The 21393-nt window shown below is 56.9% G+C and carries 9 protein-coding genes and 1 other RNA gene; 2 read left to right on the top strand and 8 right to left on the bottom strand.

Going from position 1 to position 21393, the window contains the following annotated elements; translation table 11 throughout:
* Positions 1–36 precede the first annotated feature (36 nt).
* The 7 genes from ACLW56_RS18275 to smpB all read right to left on the bottom strand — a co-directional run bounded on the left by ACLW56_RS18275 (position 37) and on the right by smpB (position 19452).
* Positions 37–1278, bottom strand: a complete 1242-nt coding sequence (locus tag ACLW56_RS18275) for an integrase (protein WP_330985156.1) — start codon at positions 1276–1278, stop codon at positions 37–39.
* 204 nt (positions 1279–1482) lie between these two features.
* Positions 1483–1846: a transfer-messenger RNA gene (ssrA, locus tag ACLW56_RS18280) on the bottom strand.
* 69 nt (positions 1847–1915) lie between these two features.
* Entirely contained in the window at positions 1916–3079 is a 1164-nt protein-coding gene (locus ACLW56_RS18285) for an HlyD family type I secretion periplasmic adaptor subunit (RefSeq protein WP_330985183.1), read from the bottom strand.
* Positions 3080–3086: 7 nt separating this feature from the next.
* Positions 3087–5273 carry a type I secretion system permease/ATPase gene (locus ACLW56_RS18290; protein WP_330985157.1) on the bottom strand — a complete coding sequence of 729 codons (2187 nt, stop codon included), beginning with the start codon at positions 5271–5273 and terminating at the stop codon, positions 3087–3089.
* Positions 5270–6679 carry a TolC family outer membrane protein gene (locus tag ACLW56_RS18295; protein ID WP_330985158.1) on the bottom strand — a complete coding sequence of 470 codons (1410 nt, stop codon included), beginning with the start codon at positions 6677–6679 and terminating at the stop codon, positions 5270–5272. The genes ACLW56_RS18290 and ACLW56_RS18295 overlap by 4 nt, the downstream gene beginning before the upstream one ends.
* Positions 6680–6754: 75 nt before the next feature.
* Entirely contained in the window at positions 6755–18211 is an 11457-nt protein-coding gene (locus ACLW56_RS18300; RefSeq protein ID WP_330985159.1) for a BapA/Bap/LapF family large adhesin, read from the bottom strand.
* 758 nt (positions 18212–18969) lie between these two features.
* Entirely contained in the window at positions 18970–19452 is a 483-nt protein-coding gene (smpB, locus tag ACLW56_RS18305) for an SsrA-binding protein SmpB (RefSeq protein ID WP_330985160.1), read from the bottom strand.
* A 147-nt stretch (positions 19453–19599) separates the two neighbouring features.
* On the opposite strand from smpB, the gene ACLW56_RS18310 reads away from it, so the two are divergent.
* Positions 19600–20037: a type II toxin-antitoxin system RatA family toxin gene (locus tag ACLW56_RS18310; protein WP_330985161.1), complete on the top strand. Its 438-nt coding sequence runs from the start codon at positions 19600–19602 to the stop codon at positions 20035–20037.
* A gap of 1 nt (position 20038) precedes the next feature.
* Positions 20039–20314 (top strand): RnfH family protein, encoded by a 276-nt coding sequence (locus ACLW56_RS18315; protein WP_415377948.1) that lies wholly within the window; start codon positions 20039–20041, stop codon positions 20312–20314.
* Positions 20315–20970: 656 nt separating this feature from the next.
* Here ACLW56_RS18315 and bamE read toward each other — a convergent pair.
* Positions 20971–21315, bottom strand: a complete 345-nt coding sequence (bamE, locus tag ACLW56_RS18320) for an outer membrane protein assembly factor BamE (RefSeq protein WP_330985163.1) — start codon at positions 21313–21315, stop codon at positions 20971–20973.
* Positions 21316–21393 lie beyond the last annotated feature (78 nt).

A 21393-nucleotide genomic window follows, 5' to 3' on the forward strand; every position in this document is an offset into this window, starting at 1 on the left:
GGTGGAGTGTTATTTTCGCAAATATTTAGTTTTGGATTAACCTGCAAGTTTTACTTTGCTATTTCTTTTATCAATCATACTTCCAAAATCTGCAGCCATCACGAAATCAGCCCACCACTGCATCATCGGTCGCCGCTGCTCAAGATAATCACTGCGATTATACGCGCGACGTACCTCATTTTTATCCACATGAGCCAATGCTGCTTCAATAACATCAGGTGGGAAGCCTTGTTCATTAAGGGCTGTACTGGCAATAGATCGCAGCCCGTGTGAAACGAGCACTCCACCGAAACCTGCACGTTTTAGTGATGCGTTAACGGTCTGGCTATTCATTGGCTGATTAGGCTTGATGCGGCTGGGAAATATAAACTCTCGATTGCCGCTTAACGGTTTCATCATCTCCAGAACAGCTATTGCTTCATCTGACAATGGGACAGTATGGTCACGGTTCATTTTCATACGTGATGCGGGGATTTTCCATTCTCGCATTTCCAGATCAATTTCATCCCAGCGAGCCTCAGCTGCTTCGGCTGGGCGGGTGATAGTAAGGAGTTGCCACATGAACAAGCAGCGTGTTGAGAGGCTAATGCTGGCTGTTCGCATCGTTTGCATCAACTGAGGTAACTGATCCGGGCGAATACTTGGCATATTCTTCTTCTGCGGCTTCTCGAAGGCTTTACCGATATTAACGCTGGGAACAGCATCAATCAGTCCTGTGTTTTGAGCATAGATCATAACTTCATTGATGCGCTGGCAAAGGCGACGAACGGTTTCCAGTGCTCCTCTGGTCTGAACTGGTTGGACGGCCTGAACCAGTGTGTGAGCTTTAATATCTGTAACGCTAACGTCACCAATTGCAGGAAATACATCTCTTTCAAGAGAGCGCCAGATATCGTCGGCGTAGTCCTCTGTCACGCTGGCTTTCTTCACATTCCACCATCGTTCAGCCACGAGTTGGAAAGTATTGGTTTTAGCTTCAAGCGAACTGCGAAGTTGTTCTTGCTGATGTTCCTGTGGATCGATTTGTTTCGCAAGGAGAGAGCGAGAGTCTGCTCGATAGTTTCTGGCATCGGCAAGCGTAACTGACGGATAGGGGCCAATGCTCTTCTTTGCACGTTTCTTGGTGACAGGGCGAATGTAGCGAAACTGCCAGATTTTACTCCCGCTGGATTTAATGAGTAGCTCAAGGCCGTCGCCATCATAGAGAACGTAGTCCGCTTCCTTGGGTTTGGCTGATTCGATTTCTTTAACAGATAGAGGTTTGGTTTGTCTTGCCATTGCCGGGGTTCCATAGTTTTAGGCACCTCAAAAACAATATAGCCTTACGAGGTGCCTAACAAGGTGCCTAAAAGTTTCGGATTTAATTAATTGGCATCAGACTTCGCGGGACAAATTGAGGGCACAAAAAAGCCCACAGGGCTTGCGCCGTGCGGGCTCTTAGGACTTCATCGGATGACTCTGGTAATCACCGATGGAGAATTTTGGTGGAGCTGGCGGGAGTTGAACCCGCGTCCGAAATTCCTACATCCTCGGTACTACATGCTTAGTCAGTCTTTACATTCGCCTGGCACCTGCGGATTGACACGCCACTACCAGACTAGCCTGATTAGTTTTAACACTTCAGCCCCAGGCAGGACATCCATGCGATCTCTTTTGGGTTTGACCTCTCTTTGATCCCCGTCTTAAGAGCGGAAGCTAGGGAGAGAGGGCTCAGAGCAGGTTATTAAGCTGCTAAAGCGTAGTTTTCGTCGTTTGCGACTATTTTTTTGCGGCTTTTTACGAGGCAAACCGCCCCTCGGCATGCACCTTGGGTTTCGCGAATCCCGTCGAATCCAGAATCAGCCCCAATGTGTCCGGTCAGTATAACAGACCTGTTACCCCGAATACCACCGCTAACAGGCCCGGAAACGCTCACTTAACGCTCACGTAGCGCTTCTTTTGCGCGATTGAACGGTTTGATCAGGTAATCCATGATGGTTTTTTCGCCGGTTTTGATGTCGACGCTGGCCACCATCCCCGGGGATATCGAGAATTTATGCCCCTTTTTGTTGACCAGATAGTCCTGATGGGTGCGGATAAACACCCGATAGTAAACGATTTCTGGCTTCACTTTGTCCTGTATGGTGTCCGGCGATATGGTTTCCACTTCGCCTTCCAGGCCGCCATAAATGGCGTAATCGTAAGCGGTGATTTTCACCAGCGCGCGCTGGCCTGGGTGGATAAACGCGATGTCTCGCGGTGAAAGGCGTGCCTCAATCAGCAGGTGATCGTCCAGCGGCACAATCTCCATTAAATCGCCGTTCGGCGGGATAACGCCGCCGATGGTGGTGACCTGAATGTTTTTGACGATGCCGCGCATCGGCGAGCGCACGGTCAGGCGGTTCACCGAGTCTTCACGCCCTTTAAGAATGGAAGAGAGCATGTCGACTTCGGCATTAGCCTTGGACAGTTCTTCACGCGCCTGCACGTAATATTGCGAGCGTAAATCGGTGATTTTCAGCCCGAGGTCGCTCTTTTCCCTTTGCAGTCGCAGCACTTCTACGTGGCTTGCCGCTCCGCTTTTTTCCAGCCTTTGGGTGATGGCGAGTTCTTTGTTCACTGAATCGATGGCGTCCTGAATTTCGCGTTGGGAGTCGGTTAATTGCGCGCGACGGGTTTTGTAGAGCCGGGTCTCAGAGGCCAGTAAATCCGGCCACGCTTTCAGGGAGTCCGGGAATTTGAGCGGCAGGTCGTTCACTTCTGCGTACAAACGCGCGCTTGAGGCGAGCGAGGCACGGTACTTCGCGGCGCTTTCGCCCACGTTGGATTCCGAACGAGTGGGGTCGAGTCTGGCAACGACTTCCCCGGCCTGAACTTTGTCGCCTTCATGCACCATCAGTTCAGTGAGCACGCCGCCGTCGAGCGACTGCAACACCTGTTCGCGGGAGCTTGGCACAACTTTCCCTGTGCCGGTAGACACTTCATCCAGCGAGCCAAAATACGCCCATACGCCCAGCAATAAAAAGAGCAGGGCGGAAAGGCCGATGATTTTGCTGGCCCCGGAAAACTCATGTTCCCGACGGATATCCAGGTCATCCATCGCAATATCATGCCGATTGGTTTTCATTGTTCCACCCCCGCCCGCTGGCCGTTGTCGGTGCGCGATTGCCGTTCATCGCCTGTGCTTTCGGGGCATCCATCACCAGCTGGCCATCCTTCAGCACCACGATGCGTTCCACCAGTTCCAGCATGGGCACGCGGTGTGTGGCGACAACCAGCGTGCGGTTGCCGAGCCAGTTACCGAGCCGCTGAATGAATTCACGTTCGGTGTGTTCATCCAGCGAGGCGCTTGGTTCATCCAGCAGCACAATATTGGGTGAGCGCAGCAGCATGCGGGACAGCAAAATGGCCTGGCGTTGCCCGCCCGATAAGCCGTTGCCGCCTTCCATAATTGGATGGTCGAGTCCTTTTGGCAGGCGTTTTACAAAGCTGTCGGCTCCACAGATTTCCAGTACTTCGAAGATGGCTTCGTCGGTGGCGTGCGGTGCGCCAAGGGTCAGGTTTTCGCGCAGGGTGCCGAAGAACAGCCGCGCGTTTTGGCTGAGAAAACCGATATTGCGGCGCAGGTCGGCCATGTCGATTTGCGGCATGCTGAGGTTATCGAGGCGTAAGTCGCCGTTCACCATGTCCACGCCGCCCGCCAGCGCTTGCAGCAGGGTGGATTTCCCGGCGCCGTTTCGGCCTAACAGCGCGACGCGTTCGCCGGGCAGAATTTCAAGGCGTGAGATGCGCAGCGGCACACGCTGATCTTCCGGGTGATAGCGGAAGTGGGCGTTCTCAAACACGTAATGCCCGTGAAAGATTTCCTGATGCACCAGCGTTTCGTCGCGCTGGGTTTCGGTCGGCAATTGCATGATGCTGTCGAGCCCCATTTTTGCCGCTTTCACCTGTTGCCAGCGAGCCAGCACGCCGCACAGACCGGCCATTGGGGCAATCATCCGTGAACCGAGCATCGACGCAGCGACCACGGAACCGGTGGTTAAATCCCCTTCGATAACCAGTGGTGCACCAAACAAAATCACCGCCGCATACACCAGACTTTGCACCGACATGCCCCAGCCAATCAGGCCTTGCGTCAGTTTGCGGGTGCGCAGGCCAGACTCACCGGTGATGCGGATATAGCTGTTCCACTGTTGCAGGAAGCGGTTTTCGGCCTGCATCAGCTTGATGTCTTCCAGCCCTTGCACGCTCTCGACCAGCACCGCGTTACGCAAAGTGGATTCATGTGCGGCCTGGTTCGCAAGAATGGCGAGTTTTTTCTGCAACAGCAGGCCTGGCAGCACCATCATCACAGCGGCAACAGGCGCGATCCACGCCAGCTGCGGGGCGATGATCGCCATGACGATAATAAACAGGAAGAAGAAGGGCAGATCCACCACCGTCGACAGCGTGGACGAGGTGATCATTTCACGGATTTGCTCCAGTTCGCGCAGCTGAGAAATGAAGCTGCCGGTGGAGCGGGGCACCGCGCTGTTACGCAGGCGCAGCGCGTGGCTGAAGACGCGATCCGAGATGCGCATATCCGCGCGTTTGCCCAGAACGTCCATGATATGGGTGCGCGCTTCACGCAGTACAAAGCCGAAGATCACCGAGATCAGCACACCTGTCGCCAGCACATACAGCGTCGGGTAAGACTGCGCGGGGATCACCCGGTCGTAAACCTGCATCGAAAAGACGATCCCGGCCAGCGATAAGACGTTGACCAGGAACGCGGCGATCATCACCGGGATGTACGGTTTGACGTCCTGAAGCACCAGCTCTTTCATCCAGTCCGGGCTGAAGCGTGAGATATAGCTGTCGACGCGGCTGTCTTTTAGCGCGGAAAGGGGGCGCAAGGCGGCGACGTATTTCACCGATGAGAGCAGTTCGCTGGCCGCCACCCGGTTGCTTTCCCCGTCGCCATCGATCAGGAACACATCCACCGAATCGTCGCCGTTGAAATGCTCGATGACCGCCAGTTGCCCGTCTTCAAGTTCAGCCACCACCGGCAGCCGCCACTGGCTAAAAGCGTGCTCGGTAATGGTCAATTGATGAAACGACAGCCCGGCCTGACGGCTGAGCTGCGTTAGCGCCGGGGTGTGCGTTTTGCCCTTAAACCACGGGGCGTTGGCCTGAATACTGCCCGGCGAACACACCACGCGATAGTGAGCGGCAACATGCCCAATGGCCAGCGCCCAGTTGCCCAGCGCGTGGTCGCTAATCAATTCTTCAACAGGAGGAGCGGCACGGGTCATGGCTGGATCTCCACGGACTGGATGCTGCGATTATTTAAGCCAAAAGCCTGGCGCAAGGTGCCGGTGTTATACAGGCAGTCGAGCTGGAGCTGATGGAGTTGGCTTTGCGTCGAAAGTTCTGAGAAGCGCGCCTGATACACTTCCTGTTCGGCGTTAAGGACATCCAGTAACGGGCGTGAGCCCAGGTCGAGATACTGCTGCTGATACAGTTCGCGGGTGCGTTCGCTGAGCTGTTGCTGGCGGCGCAAAATCTGCAATGAACTGGCAAGGTTCATCGACTGGCTGCGAGCTTCCAGCAACTTCTGGCGAACATCCAGCCTTGTGCGCTGAATGGTGGATTGGGCCGATTCCACCGCATGACTGGCGGCGTCGCGTTTGGCGGTTAACCCGCCGCCCTGATAAATCGGCATTTCCACTTTCACCCAGGTGGAGTACTGGGTTTTATCCAGCACTTCATGGCTGGGATAATTGTTATTGAGATAGTGCTGAACGGAGGGTTCCAGCGAGATAGTCGGCGTCATTTGCGCATTGGCATATTCAAGATTCGCCTGCGCCGCATTGGCCTGCGCCCAGGCGGCCAGCACCGACGGCACCAGACGATCGTCCGGTTTCGCCATCATGCAGCTTTGTTCCAGTTTGGCCGGGAACTCGGTGCTGACGCCGTTAAGCGAATTCCAGCCGAGCAGGGTCATCAGAGTCGCCTGCGCGCTGTCCAGACTGGCCTGATACTGCACCAGCTGTGAACGAGCCGATTCGATACGCGCATCGGTTTGCACCACGTCCGATAACGACGTGGCCCCTTCATCGTTACGTTGCTGAGTCAGTTTGCCGATGCCGTTCAGGGCATTTAACTGATCCGTTGCGGCATCCACCATCTGCTGCCAGGACTGCACCTGGACCATCGCCACGGCGGTGTCGCGGGCGACGGTATCGATGCTGACCAGCACGTTGGCTTGTTCCTGCGCCGCGCCTGCGGTTTCAGCTTTCACCTGGCTTGCGACTTTGCCGAAGTCGTAGAGCATTTGGGAAACAGACAGCACCAGCGACGGGCTGTACCCGCTGTTGGTGTAGGTGTTGCTGTAGCCGTTGTTCATGCCCGCGGTGACCTGCGGATAGTATTTCGATTTGGCGACGTTAATCTGCTCGTTTTGCGTGAGCAGTTTTCCGACAGCCTCACGGATAGCCGGATGCCAGTTGACGGCGCGGCTGACCGCATTGTTGAGCGTCAGCACACCCGGTGCGGCGCTGCTCAAGGGAAGCTCGGCGGCTGAACCGTCCAGCGAGGGTAAACCCTGCTGGCTTGCCAGTCCTTCAGAACTGATGAGCTGCGGCTCATCTTCGGCATACACCTGGACAGAACAGAGGTGGAATGCCAGCAATACTGCGACAGGCGCTCTTCTTCCCATATTGTATCCCTTTCAAAAATCACGACAGATTGCTGCTTTATGCCCCGGGCGGAGTCCGCCCGGGGCTGTTATGGTCTAGCCGGTAATAATGTGATTCTGCTGAACAAGTTCATCGAACGTGGTGTGCACGTTGTTAAGGGTGATAAGCGTGGTCGAGTTATAGGTTGAACCCGTCCCGTCGCGGTCGATGGCGATGACGGTGTCCGTCCCGTTGGTGGAGACTTTGACGAAGTTCCCCAGCGTCGAGGCCTGATGATCCCAACCGGTCAACAGTTCGCGCAGGTCAATTTTGTCGCCCTGAGCGAGGTTGAAGTTGGTCCAGTTGTCGCTGTTGTTACCGCCCGTGGCATCCGCGGTGTTGAGCATGTGGTAAATCAGCGTGTCGCCATAAGCCGAGCCGTTGATGACGTCATGCTGGTTAGTGCTCGCAATCTGTGGATTCATGTTAATGGTCAGCGTGGCCGTGTCGGTGTGGCCATTCTGATCGTTGAGCGTGTAGGTGAACGTCTCCTTGCTGGTCATCGAGGCGACGGTGACTCCGGCTTTGAGGGCGTAGGTGTACGAGCCGTCGAGGTTCATGGTCAGCGTGCCGTAATGGCCCTGAATCGTCATGCTGCTGGTGCTGCCTGTTGGATTCAACGTGCCGGTACTGCCACCGAAGCCATTCACGGTCAGGGTGGTGTGAACGGTGGAGAGCTGATCCAGCGCACCCGCCGCGTCGGTACCGTCAAAGATATTGCCGTGAACGTTGGCGGTATTGCTGTCGAACGTGTCGAGGTGATACGTCGTGCCGCTGATTGACGGCGTGATGGTGACGGTTCCCAGTGACAACGCGCCGATGCTGCCGTTGACCGTCAGGGTGTAAGTCCCTGCCAGCAGCTCTTTCCCGGTCAGGGCGACGTCAATGCTGTTCCCCAACAAGGCGGAGCCGCTGAAGTTACCGTTGGCAACGGTGGTGCCGTTCAGGGTCAGCGTCCAGCCGACAGACAGACCGCCCAGCGCCAGACCAGAGGCCACGTCAAAGTGCAGCGTTGCGCCTTTCAGTACGCTATTTGGGTCAACCACAAACGTGCCGCTGCCGTTACCGGAAGTGCCGCTGAGCAGGGCAGTATTCCATTTCACCTGTCCCACATTAGTGGACGGCAGCGCGACGGTATCCTGCACCGTGGTGAAGGCCATGACAGCGCTGTTGTCATCCACCGCGTTGAGCACCTGCGGCGTTGGGGTGATGTTCAGCGAGGCGCTGTCCGTGTCGCCGTTGGCCGCTTTCACGGTGTAGACGAAGCTGTCTGGCGTGCTGATGCTGTCGGCCCCGACACCGCTTTTCAGGGTGTAGGTATAATTGCCTTTCGCATCAATGGTCAGCGTGCCGTATAGCCCGTTGATGGTGGTGGTTCCGGTGGTCGAGACCGACACGCCGTTGACGTCGGTAATGACCGCATCTGCTGGCACCACATCGTTGGTCAGCACGTTACCGGTGGTGCTGGCGGTCATGCTGTCGACCGCATAGGTGTGGTCTTGCAGAATGTTCAGCGTGTAGCCCGTCAGTGCGGTTACCCCACTGGCGGTGTTGAGCAGGAACAGGTATTCCCCGCCCGGCAACGTCAGGGTCAACTGGCTGGACTGGCCGCCAAGCAGCGGGGCGTTGAGCCAGCCTTTCTGCACTTTGTACTGCTCGTACTGCTGCGTCAGGTCGTTAAAGCGGTAGATGTAGAGGTCAAAGGTAGAGGCCAGCGCCACCCCGCCCACGGAAGATTGCAACGTCATCGTGCGGGTACTGCCGTCTTCAACGTCAAATTTAATCGGGTTGGTCATGTTGGCAAGCACATCGAGACTCAGCACACTGCCAAGCCCGACGCCAAGCACCGTGAAGCCCGATTGCGACGATGCGCCGTTGTTGATGGACGTGACATCGGTATCAAACACCAGCGTAGCGCTGTTGTCTGCGGCAACGACGCTGCTGGCGGGCGGTGTTGGGCCCAGCGTCACCACCAGCTGTGCGGAATCGCTGACGCCGCCCTGGGTGATGGTGTAGGTGAAGCTGTCTTTATGGCCGAGTACGGCGGCTGAAGTATTGGTCAGCGTGTAGGTGTAGCTGCCGTTCTGGTTGATATGCAGCGTGCCGTACAGCCCGACAATATCTGCGCCGCCCGCCCCAACCGTGACCGAATCGCCGTTCGCGTTGGTGACTTTGGTGAGCAGGGTGCCGGTTGGCGCGTTGTCCTGACCGCCGCCCGCATCCTGATCGGTTATCACGTTACCAATGTGCGATGTGGTCCCGCTGACGGTACCTGCGCTGGTTTTCTGTACGTCGACATCAAGACTGGTGTAAGACCCGGCCGCCAGCAGGCTGGTGTTGTAGGTCAGCACGCGGTAGTCGCCGCCTGTCAGCCCGGTCAGGCTGATCCGTATGCCGCTGCCGGTCAGGGTCAGCAGGTTGGCGAAATCACTCACGCCAGTATTGATAAAGGTCTGCCACGATCCGCTCGCGGTGTCGTATTTCTGAATGACGATCTCCTGTGTGGAGAGCAGCGACAGCACGATCCCCGTCGCCGCCGCGTCGATCGTCACATCACCGGAACCGCCGCTGGCAATGCTGAACTGCACCTGCGCGGTGTCGTTACCCAGCACCGAAGCCACGTTCCCCAGTGCACCAACCAGCAGCAAGCCGTAATCCGTCAGGTGCTCGGTGGTGGTGGTGGCGTCGGAGGTTAGCGCCAGATTGGTGATGTTGTCGTTCGCGGAGAGCGGCAAATTAGGCGAAAGGACCGAGTTTGGCCCGGAGGTGTTCCCGGCGACATCCGTGGCCGTTGCGGAAATCGACAGACCGTCGATTTGGCGCACCGGCAGCGTCAGGCTCCAGCTGCCGTTACTGCCTGCGGTGGTGGTCAGTGTGCCCCCGCCGTTCGGCAGCGTAATGGTGATGGTGCTGTTCGCTTCCGCCGTGCCGCTGAGCACGCTGCCGTCGGCACTGATAGCGATTCCCGGTGCTGCTGGTGCAGTGGTGTCAACAATCACGCTGAATGGGGCGGATGGGCTACCTGCACCGTTGGTGTTACTGGCGGTTGCCGTGAACGCATGCGCGCCTTCGGTGACGTTAGCCGGTGGGGTGAACGTCCAGGCTCCGCTGCCATTCGCCGTGGTAGTTCCTACCGCGACGCCGTTGTTGTAGAGAGTCACCGTCGAGTTCGCCTGCGCGGTCCCGCTCAGGGTTGGCATGGCGTCGTTGGTCAACTGTCCGCTGGTCAACTGGCCGACTGCGCCACCCGCCACATCGTCCACTACGCTGGTGATGGTGGGTGCATCCGGCACTCGGGTGTCTGGCGCGGTAAAGCCGACGGAAACGCCCACGTTGCCCGCTCTGTCCTGAGCAAAGGCCAGCAGCGCTTGCCCGGTGGTTTGTGCCGGGGAAATCGTCACCGTAAATGCGCCTGTACCATCAGCGGTTGCCGTGCCAAGCACGGTGCCCGTGGCGCTGGTGATGGTGACGGTGCTGTTGGCTTCCGCCGAACCGGTGACTCGCGTCCCCGTTCCGTTCATGGTCAGGCCTGAAGGCGCGCCCGGTGCCACGGTGTCCACGATGATCCCGGCCGCAACAGACGTTGCACTGAGGTTGCCCGCTGCGTCAGTGGACGTCACGGTCCAGGTGTGAACACCTTGCGACAGCGCGGCTGTTGGCGTCCATGTCCATGCGCCGGAAGCATTCGCCGTGACGGTGGTGACGAGCGTTGCGCCATCATAAATTCTGACGGTGCTGTTGGCTTCCGCCGTGCCGTTCAGCGTTGGCAGCGAATCGTTGGTGAACTGCCCGTTACCCACGTTCCCGACGATGTTCGGCACGTCATCCACGATGTTGGTAATGACTGGCGTCACCGGAGCCGTAGCATCCACCACAATCGTGAAGCCGGTAGTTGGCTGGCTGATATTTCCGCCTGCATCCGTTGCGGTCACGGTCAGCGTGTGCGAACCATCTGCCAGCGCTGTACCCGGCGTAAATGTCCAGGTGCCTCCGGTCGCAACAGTGGTACCAAGCAAGGTTGAACCATCGTAAATGCTGACGGTGCTGCCTGCTTCTGCGGTCCCGGTCAGGGTTGGCAGATTGTCGTTGGTGAGCTGTCCGCTGGTCAGTGCGCCCAGCGCGCCGCCCGCCACATCGTCAGTCACCGACGTCAGCGTTGGGGCGTTAGGTACCGAAGTATCAACGGTCACCCCGAACGGCTGCGACGATGTACTGATGTTGCCCGCCGCGTCGGTGGCTTTCGCAGTCAGCGAGTGAGTGCCATCGCCGAGCGTAGAAGTGGTAACAGTCCAACTACCTGTGGCACCAGCAGTGGTGGTGCCTACCAGTGTTGTTCCGTCATAGATTCTTACCGTTGCGCCAACTTCGGCAGTCCCGCTCAGTGTCGGCGTGTTGTCGTTGGTGGTGCCGTTGATCACGACAGGACCGACGACCGGAGCAACATCATCCGTGAGCGAGGTGATGACAGGCGCCAGAGGAGCCAGTGAGTCGACCACAAAACTAAAGCTGCCAGACGCGGCGCTCAGGTTGCCTGCCGCATCGGCCGCCGTGGCGGTGATGACGTGGTTACCTTGCGTCATATCGGCAGTCGGGGTGTAACTCCACGCCCCGGTTCCATCGGCTGTCACGGTAGTCAGCAGGTTGCCGTTGTCATACAGCTTGATGGTGGCATTGGGTTCGCTGGTGCCGCTGATCGCCGGACGAGTGTCATCCGTTACGCTGCCGTTATTGAGATTGCCTGTTGACGGGCCTTGATCGTCAAACACCGTAGTGATGGCCGGCGCGTTTGGCGCGCTGGTATCCACAGTGAACGTACGAACATCCGAGGCGACGCCGGTGTTACCTGCGGTATCCGTTGCCGTCGCGGTGATATTCCAGGTGCCCGGTGTGAGCGCAGTGGTCGGGGTAAAGGTCCAGCTCCCCAACGCGTTCACGGTGGTCGTACCCAGCACGGTTGATCCGTTATAGAGGGTGATCGTCGAACCGATTTCCCCTGTCCCGCTGATCGTTGGGTGCGTTTCGTTGGTGGAACCGCCGTTCGGCACGACGCCAATCACCGGCGCGGTGTTATCCCCCACTGCGGTGATGAGCGGTGCGCCAGGCGCTGTGGCATCGACGTTCACCGTGAAGCCGCTGGTGCTGGCGCTGACGTTGCCTGCCGGGTCGGTTTGATTCACCGTCAGCACGTGTGGGCCATCGGTCAGCGGGGTAGTGAGCCTGACAAGCCATGTGCCGGTCGGGTCAACGACTCCGGTGCCGACAGGGTTGCCGTCGGAGAATATCGTGATGGTCGCACCTGCTTCACCGCGCCCGCTCAGGGTTGGCTCAGTGTCGTTGGTCATCTGGCCGCTGACCAGTGGCCCAACAATGCCGGGCTGATTGTCTGCCACAACAAGCAGTGTCGGCGTGGCAGGCGCTACGGTGTCGATGACAATCGGGAAGGCGCTGGAAGGCACGCTGGTGTTACCTGCGGCATCCATCGCGGTGACCGTCAGACTGTGATTACCGTTAGACAGCGTGGTGCCGACTGGGAAGGTGAACGTCCAGTTGCCAGAACCGTCAGCAAAAGTGGTGCCCAACAGCGTGGTGCCATCGTAAACATTAACGGTGCTTCCTGCTTCTGCGTTGCCTTTCAGCAGTGGCTGGGTGTCGTTGGTGGCCTGACCTGCTGTGAGGACTATCGGCTGCGAACCATTGTCATTCGCCACGTAGGTGATGGCTGGTGTGCCAGGTGCCACGGCGTCAATGTTCAGCGTGAAGCTGTTGGAGACGCCGTTGGTATTGCCTGCGGCATCGGTGGCTGTCGCGGTAAAGACATGCGAGATGCTGTCCAGATCGCTCGACGGTGTGAAGCTCCAGGTGCCGCCAGCAGTGGCGGTTACGGTGCCAATTTTGATCCCATTGTCAAAGATAGTCACCGTCGAGCCCGCTTCGCTGATCCCGTTCAGCGTTGGCCGTGCGTCGTTGGTCAGCGCTCCGCTGCCAATTGTCCCGACATTGCCCGAGACATCATCCGTGGCGGTGAGGATTGTTGGCGCGACTGGCGCACTGAGATCGACGTTAATGGTGAACGGCGCGGAGGGGCTGCCCGGACCATTTGCGTTCGAGGCCGTGGCGGTGAAGACATAGCTTCCTTCGCCCAACGCCAGCCCGGCTGGAACAGTGAACGTCCAGTTGCCGCTCCCATCAACCAGCACATTGCCGACTTCCGTCGTGCTGCCGTTGATGTAGATGTGCACCGTTGAGCCTATTTCCGCCGTGCCGTTAAGCGTTGGCGTGGTGTCATCGGTACTGCCCCCTGCGGCGATATGCCCCTGAATGCTGCCGATGTTATCGTCGATCGTCACGATAACCGGGGCGTTAGGGCGATCGCTTTCGTTGATGGCGCTGAAGGTGGTGCCATTACTCTGGTTACCAGCCTGATCCTGGGCAATCGCCACCAGGTTTTCCCCTGCAACCTGAGGAGTGGTGAGGGTAACGGTGTAATCACCTGTCGGTGAGGCGATCCCGGTGCCTATCACATTGCCCTCTGCGTCTTTGATAAAGACGGTGGCATTGGCTTCGGCGGTGCCCGTGACTGTCACCCCGTCGAGAGGTGGGTTCACTGTTGGCGCATCCGGCGGCGTGATATCGACGGTGAAGTCCACCGGTGTGCTCTGTGGCGTTTCATTGCCCGCTGCATCTTTGGCGGTAAACGTCAGGCTGTGGCTGCCTTCCGTCAGGGCGCTGGTGGTGTAGGACCACGTGCCGCCTGTTACCAGTGCGCTGCCAATCTGCGAACCGTGGTCATAGATAATGACCGTGGTGCCATCTTGCCCGGTACCGGTGATCAGCAGCGTTTGATCGTCCGTGAACGTGCCGGTGATGACCGGGCCGGTGACCGGGCCTTTGTCATCGAGGATTTCAGTCACCGTCGGTGGCAGGATGGTGGTTTCAACGTCGAGGGTGAACGTTGGCGAGGTGCCGCCCACGTTACCCGCTTTGTCAGTAGCGACCGCCGTAAAGGTATAAGTGCCATCAGCCAGCGGGGTGGTAATCGCCAGACTCCAGTTGCCGCCTCCGTCTGCAACAGCGGTGCCGACCAGCGTTAACCCGTTGTAGATGGCAACGGTACTACCGGCTTCTGCCGTACCGTGCAGCACAGGCAGGTTATCATCCGTCGTACCGTTATTGAGCACATTGTTCTGATCCGCGCCCACGTCATCAGCGGCGTAGCTGATAAGCGGCGCGTCGGGCACAGTGGTGTCGACAGTAAAGACGGCTGCTGGCGACGGCTGGCTGACGTTGCCCGCCAGATCGGTTTCCGTGGTGGTGATGGAGTAGGTGGTTCCGTTGGTCAGCGGTGAGGACGGGGTGAACGTCCAGGTGCCACTTTGGTTTACGACGGCAGAGCCGAGATAAATCGCGCCGTTGTAGAGCGTGATAGTACTGCCGACTTCGCCTGTTCCGCTAAAGGTTGGCGTGGTGTCATTGGTGGAGCCATTGTTGGCCACATAACCGACCACCGGCGCTTCGTTATCCGCCACCAGAGGGGCGACCGGGGTGGTTGGGGCGACAAGATCGATGGTGATGGAGAAGACACCCGACGATGGGCTGACGTTACCCGCGGCATCTGTCGCGGTAGCGGTGATCACGTTCAGACCGGGGATTAACGGGGTATCAAGCGGGTAGCTCCAGTTGCCCTGGTCGTCTGCCTGAACCGTGGCGATAGGGTTACCGTTGTTATACAACGTGACGGTGGCATTGGCTTCACTGGTGCCTTTCAGCACCGGTTCGGTCTGGTTGGTGATACTGCCGTTCGCCAGAGGAACTGGGACGGTTTCGAGAATGATGGTGGCAGAGATGACCTGAGGCGCATCGGGCGCGGTGGCATCCACGTTCAGGGTGAACGTCGCATCACCACTGACGTTCCCAGCTGCGTCGGTCGCATTGGCCGTCAGAACGTGAGGGCCATCGCCGAAGCCGACGGGCAGGGTGAAAGTCCAGTTGCCACTGGTATCCACAGTCGCCTGACCGAGTTCCTTGCCATTATCGTAAATCGTGACGGATGAGCCAATATCGGTCGTGCCGGTCAGGGCGGGTTTGGTGTCGTTCGTCAGATCGCCGGAGTCCAGGGCAACGTTCCCTGTTGCCGTCACGGTGATATCCGGTACGGATGGCGGCGTGGTATCCAGCGTGAAAGTCCAGGCGGAGGAATCTGCCGAGGTATTACCGACGTTATCGCTGGCGTTAACGGTCAGCGAATGGTTCGGTCCGGTCAGCGGGGTCGTGAAGGTGTAACTCCAGGTGCCGGACGGGCTGACGGTAATATCCGCCACAGGATTGCCGTTATCCATCAGATGGACGGTGGAGCCCGGCTGGCCGGTACCGCTGACGGTTGGGGTACTGTCGTTCGTTAACCCGCCATTAGCGACCGCACCAATCAGAGCTGGCGCATCGTCATTGACCAGGGTGATCGCGGGCACTTGCGGCGCGACGGTATCGACCACAATGTTCCAGCCTGCCGACGTACTGGTATTGCCAGCGGCATCGGTTGAGGTCACGGTAAACTGATGACTTCCCTCTGACAGCGGATTCGTCGGGGTGTATGTCCAGTAGCCTGTCGAATCGAGGGTCGCATTCCCGAGCAGGTTTCCGTTCTCATACACTTTCACCGTAGAACCGATTTCAGCTGTCCCTGAGAGGGTCGGTTTGGCGTCGTTGGTGGTATGTCCATCGAGGATGGTACCGAGAATTCCCGGGACGTCATCGACCACATCCAGAATAACAGGCTGATCGGGCGCGGTGATGTCTGGAGCGGTGACAGTAGCAGGGTTACTGACGTTACCCGCGAGATCTGTTGCGGTTGCTGACAGCACTTCGCCGTTGGCCTGGGCCGGGGCGAGAGTGATGGTGAATTGCCCGTCTGTACTGTTTGCTTTGCCGGTACCAATCACATGACCTTCAGGATCTTTAACGGTGATGGTGCTGCCGACTTCGGCATGACCCGTTAGCTGCGTACCGTTCGCATTCACCTGCAGACTGTCTGGCGCGTCAGGCGCTGTTTTGTCCGGCGCAACGACGCTGGACGGTTGACTGACGTTGTGGGCGGCGTCGGTGGCTGTCGCCAGCAAACCCTGACCGTTTAACTGTGGCGTGTCGAGCGGCACGATAAAGTTGCCGCCTGGGTTGGTCTGCGCGGTGCCCAATACGTGGCCGCTGCTGTCGGTAATGGTGATGGTGCTGCCCGGTTCCGCCTGGCCGGTCACGCTCAGGCCATCGGCAGTCACCTGAAGACCTGTAGGTGCTGCTGGAGGCGTGGTATCCGGGGCAACAATAGTGTCCGGGATCCCGACGTTTGCCGCTTTGTCGGTCACGCTGACAATCAGGGTTTCGCCGTTGGTTTTTGGCGAACTCAGGGTAACGGAGAAGTTGCCGTTCTGATCCGCAGTGCCGGTGCCCAGTTGGGTGCCCAGCTCATCTTTCACAACCACCGTGCTGCCAGCTTCTGTGTGACCCGTCACGGTCTGCCCCTGATTGGCGACCGCAAGGTGGTCGAGCACCGGAATCTGGGTGTCGACATCAATCGTGACAGAAGCCGAAGGCGCACTCATTCCTGCACCGTTGGCGGCTGTGGCGGTAAAGATATGATCGCCGTCTGCCAACGCCGGAACAGGCGTAAAACTCCAGTTACCATTCGCATCAGCCTGAACGACAGGGAGAAGGGGAGTCCCGTTGTCGCTGACGGTGATAAATGCGTTAGGCTCTGCGGTGCCGCTCAGCGTTGGCGTACTGTCATTGGTGAAGCCGCCAGCGGAGACATTGCCCTGGACGGGGTCAACGTTGTCATTGATGGTGACAATCACGGGTTGGCTTGGGAAGCCGGAGTTGGACGCGTCAAAGTCTGTCGGTTGACCGACGTTGCCCGCGGCATCCTGAATGCGTGCTTCCAGCGGTTCGCCGTGCGTTTTCGCCGGGTTCAGGGTGATGGTGAATTGCCCATCACTGCCCACCAGTGCAGTGCCTAGCAGGTTATTATTGCCGTCATAGATAGTCACCGTACTGCCTGCTTCTGCGGTCCCGGTGACGGTAGCACCGTTTTCAGAGACCGTGGAGATATGCGCAGGATTGGGCGGCGTGGTATCAACCGTGAAGGTTGTCGCCGGAGAAGGCTGGCTGACGTTGCCTGCTTTATCCGTTTGCGTCACGGTGATGGAGTGGGAGGTTTCGCTCAACGGCTGTGAAGGCGTAAAGCTCCAGTTGCCGTTTGAATCTACCGTCGTCGTGCCTAGCACTTTCTGACCGTCATAAATCGTGACGGTATCGCCCACTTCTCCTTTCCCGCTGAGGACTGGCTTGGCGTCATCGGTGACCGATCCGTTTTGCAAATTGCCGACAATCGACCCGACATCATCATTGACCCCGGTGAGCTGTGGCGCATCCGGCGCGACGGTATCGACCGTTAAGTTAAAGTGTGTGGATTCAATGCTGTGGCCTTTAATGTTAAAGGCGATGGCCGTGAAAGCGTGAGCGCCTTCACTCAGAGGCGAAGTAATCGAGAAGCTCCATGTGCTATTGCTGCCGACCACTGCGGAACCCAGCAAGTGACCATCGGAGAAAATATGAACGGTGCTTCCTGCGGTGCCCGTCCCTTTCAAAATCGGGGTGTTGTCGTTGGTGTCCTGGTTATTGATGAGCGGCGCTGAGGTGTGATCGTCAACGGCTGAAGTGATCGCTGGGGTTTCTGGCAATGCCACGTTCGGTGCCGTCACGGAAGCTGAAGGGCCGGTATTCCCGGCTTTGTCTGTGGCGTCAACCGTCAGTTTTTCGCCGTCCAGTTGTGATGGCGTGACGCCAATGCTGAAGTGGCCGCTGCTGTCAGCCGTGCCTTTGCCAATGACGGTGCCGTTCGGATCTTTTACCTCTACGGTGCTGCCAGGTTCAGCGTTACCAGTGACCGTTTTGCCGTCAGCAGAAACCGCGAGGTTGGTAGGCGCGTTTGGCGGCGTGGTGTCTCCGTTGCCATTTCCGTTCCCGTTATTGCCGTTTCCATTGTTGCCATTCCCGCTGCCATTATCGCCGCCGCTGGATTTGTTATCCGACCCACCGCCACCTCCACCACCGCCACCGGCAGCGATGCCAATCCCGGCCGCCACCGCGACACCGCCCAGAACCCAGGGCCAGATGGCGCCGCCTTCAGAATGACCGTCGGCAATCATAAAGCCGTCGAGGTTGTCTATTTGCTGGAAATGCAAGGCCTCACCGGGGTCCTGGACCCACCACAGTGCGCCATGGCTGTCTTCCAGCACCAGATGGTTCGCGCCTTGCGAATTTTCAACGTAGAAGTTTTTGAGGGTGATGGTTTCGCCCGAATGGAGCTTGATAACCATGTCCTGCCCGGTTCGCGTTATCGAGGCGATATCTGAGCGCTCAAGCTGTAACTTCACAACGGAAGGCGAGGTGAGGGTAACTTCAGATGCTTCAACATTGCTGGTGACGCCAGTCAATTCAGAAATAATGGAAACAGGACGCATGGTTATCACTCCATTCAATGAACGTGGTGTTATCGTTTTGCGAGCAAGGCCGTGCTTCGCCGATAAACGTATTTCGCAGTTAATGCCTTAAATGGGATGCCCTTATCGTAAATTTTAAGCGAGCGAGTCCGTTGCCCGTGAAAGCAGAAAATAAAGAATGTTGCCGTGTTTAAGCTGGATAATTTATCTTAAGATAAAAACCCTATTTTTTATAAGTTTAATTTCGCAACGTGCTATTCATGATATAGACAGGAACAAAAGAATGCGCAAATTAAGCAAAGGTTAACTTAGGTTAAGCATAAGTGAATATTTAGTCCTTGATGGCTGAGACCATCTGACCTGTCTGTTGGCATCAGGGCGGTTAAACCTGGTAGGGTTTGAGTTTAATTGCTTGAAATATGGAGATTATGACTGCCACAACCAAAATCAAAAAATACAGACCCATAATGAGAATGATTACCATGGCTAATGATTTGCACGGCCGATAACTGTGATGAATAGCGTATTTTTCTTTTGGTATCGGCTGTTTTTATGCGATCGCAATGAAATAGCGGTAATAAATAACCCATAATAAGTAGCGCTACTGATTGCATGATATATTCTGGAATAAATGAATAATCTCCGCCAAACTATTTATTTTGCGATGGTTAATGACTGGATGTAATTATTACTCATGGAGGGAGTGAAAGATTAATGAAGGGAGAGTGTGTTCCGACAGCGTTACTCGGTGCTGCCGGAACAGAACGCACATGCAGGGCTTAGCGGCCTGCGTGCTTCATGATACGAGCTTTGTCGCGAGCCCATTCCTGATCTTTGAGGTCAGTACGCTTGTCGTGCTGTTTCTTACCCTTCGCCACACCAATTTTCACTTTGCACCAGGCATTTTTCCAGTACAGGGAAAGTGCAACCACGGTGTAACCTTCACGGTTAATGCGGCCATACAGGGCGTCGAGTTCGCGCTGATTCAGCAGCAGCTTGCGGGTACGCGTGGGATCGCAGACGTAGTGCGTGGAAGCCACCGCCATCGGGGTAAAGTTGGCGCCAAACAAATACGCTTCGCCATCTCTGAGGATCACATAGCTGTCACCGATGTTGGCTTTGCCAGCGCGCAGAGATTTTACTTCCCATCCTTGCAGGGCAAGACCAGCTTCGTATTCGTCTTCGATAAAGTATTCGTGACGGGCGCGTTTATTCAGCGCGATGGTGGCTGATCCAGGTTTGTGGGCTTTTTTCTTAGTCATAGTGTCCTGAAGTCATCTTTATCTGTACCTTGCCTCAATCCTCCCGCGAGGCGCAATGGCCTATCTTAGCACGAGTTGTGGCACAGCGTTTTTTTTAACAGGGGATAAATGATATTATTTGTGCCAGAACAGAGAGTGGAAATTGCTATGCCTCAGATTAGTCGTACTGCGCTGGTGCCCTACAGTGCGGAACAGATGTACCAACTAGTGAACGATGTGGATGCGTATCCTGCTTTTCTTCCAGGTTGCACTGGCAGCCGGGTGCTGGAAGCCGGGCCGACACAAATGACCGCCGCGGTGGATGTGTCAAAAGCGGGGATCAGCAAAACGTTCACCACCCGGAACACCCTGACCAGCAATCAAAGTATTTTGATGCATCTGGTTGATGGTCCGTTCAAAAAACTGATCGGCGGCTGGAAATTCACACCGCTGAGCAGCGATGCCTGCAAAATTGAATTTCATCTCGATTTTGAATTCACCAATAAGCTGATTGAGATGGCGTTTGGTCGCATCTTTAAAGAGCTGGTGTCGAACATGGTGCAGGCCTTCACCACCCGCGCGAAAGAGGTCTACAGTGTCGGCTAAGATGGCGGTGGAAGTGATTTATGCGCTGCCGGAAAAGCAGTATCTGCATAAAGTGATGCTGGAAGAGGGTGCAACCGTAGAGCAAGCGATCGTTGCCAGCGGCTTGCTAAAGCTGCGCACTGATATTGATCTCAGTAGCAATAAAGTCGGCATCTGGAGCCGTGCGGTAAAGCTGCAGGACGAGGTTCATGACGGCGATCGAGTGGAAATCTATCGGCCGCTGATTGCCGATCCAAAAGCATTACGTCGCCAGAGAGCAGAAAAAGCAGGGAAGTAATCGACATCGCGCCACTTGCGTCTGCCATTCACAGATCAGGTTAGCACAGCGCCACCTGACAGCAATCCAGCCCCGCCCGGCGGCACTTCGTTTGCGCGGGCCTACAAAAGACGATTTCTGTGGAGTGAATTGTTTGTAGGTCAGGTAAGCGTAGCGCCACCTGACAGCAATCCAGCCCCGCCCGGCGGCACTTCGTTTGCGCGGGCCTACAAAGGACGATTTCTGTGGAGTGAAATTGTTTGTAGGTCAGGTAAGCGCAGCGCCACCTGACAGAAATCCAGCCCCGCCCGGCGGCACTTCGTTTGCGCGGGCCTACAAAGGACGATTTCTGTGGTGCGAAATTGTTTGTAGGTCAGGTAAGCGTAGCGCCACCTGACAGCAATCCAGCCCCGCCCGGCGGCACTTCGTTTGCGCGGGCCTACAAAGGACGATTTCTGTGGAGTGAAATTGTTTGTAGGTCAGGTAAGCGCAGCGCCACCTGACAGCAATCCAGCCGCGCCCGGCGGCACTTCGTTTGCGCGGGCCTACAAAAGACGATTTCTGTGGAGTGAATTGTTTGAGGCCGGGTTAGCGCAGCGCCACCTGACAGAAGACAGTGGAGTCTGTTCTGGACAATAAAAAAGCGCTCAGTGAGCGCTTTTTTTTCGACTTTCGGCTTAGTTATTGCCGGTCAGAGCAGGCTTGTTGTCGATATTGGTCAACACGCCGCTGCTGTTGAAGGTGAGCGTCAGCGTCTGCTGGGTCACTTTCTCGTGGCCTGGCTGCTGGCGGAACACGTAGAACCAGGTATTGGTCCCGAACGGATCGGACATCATTGGCGTACCCAGAGCATAGGCAACTTGCTGCTGCGTCATGCCGACACGAATCTTGGCTACGTCGTTAGGGGCCAGGTAGTTACCCTGGCTGATGTCAGGACGGTAAACCACTCGCTCCAGAGTGGAACAGCCTGCGGTCAACATCAGAAGAACCGCTGCGGCAGCAGTCAGCATTTTACAGCGCATAGTGATTTCATTCCTTTTCGGGCCCGAGCAGTTCACGGCTCAATTGTAATTTGACGATGATAATAGACCTTTCATCAC

The organism is Pantoea sp. sgz302252, from assembly GCF_047713085.1.
In the GTDB taxonomy this organism is placed as follows: Bacteria; Pseudomonadota; Gammaproteobacteria; order Enterobacterales; family Enterobacteriaceae; genus Scandinavium.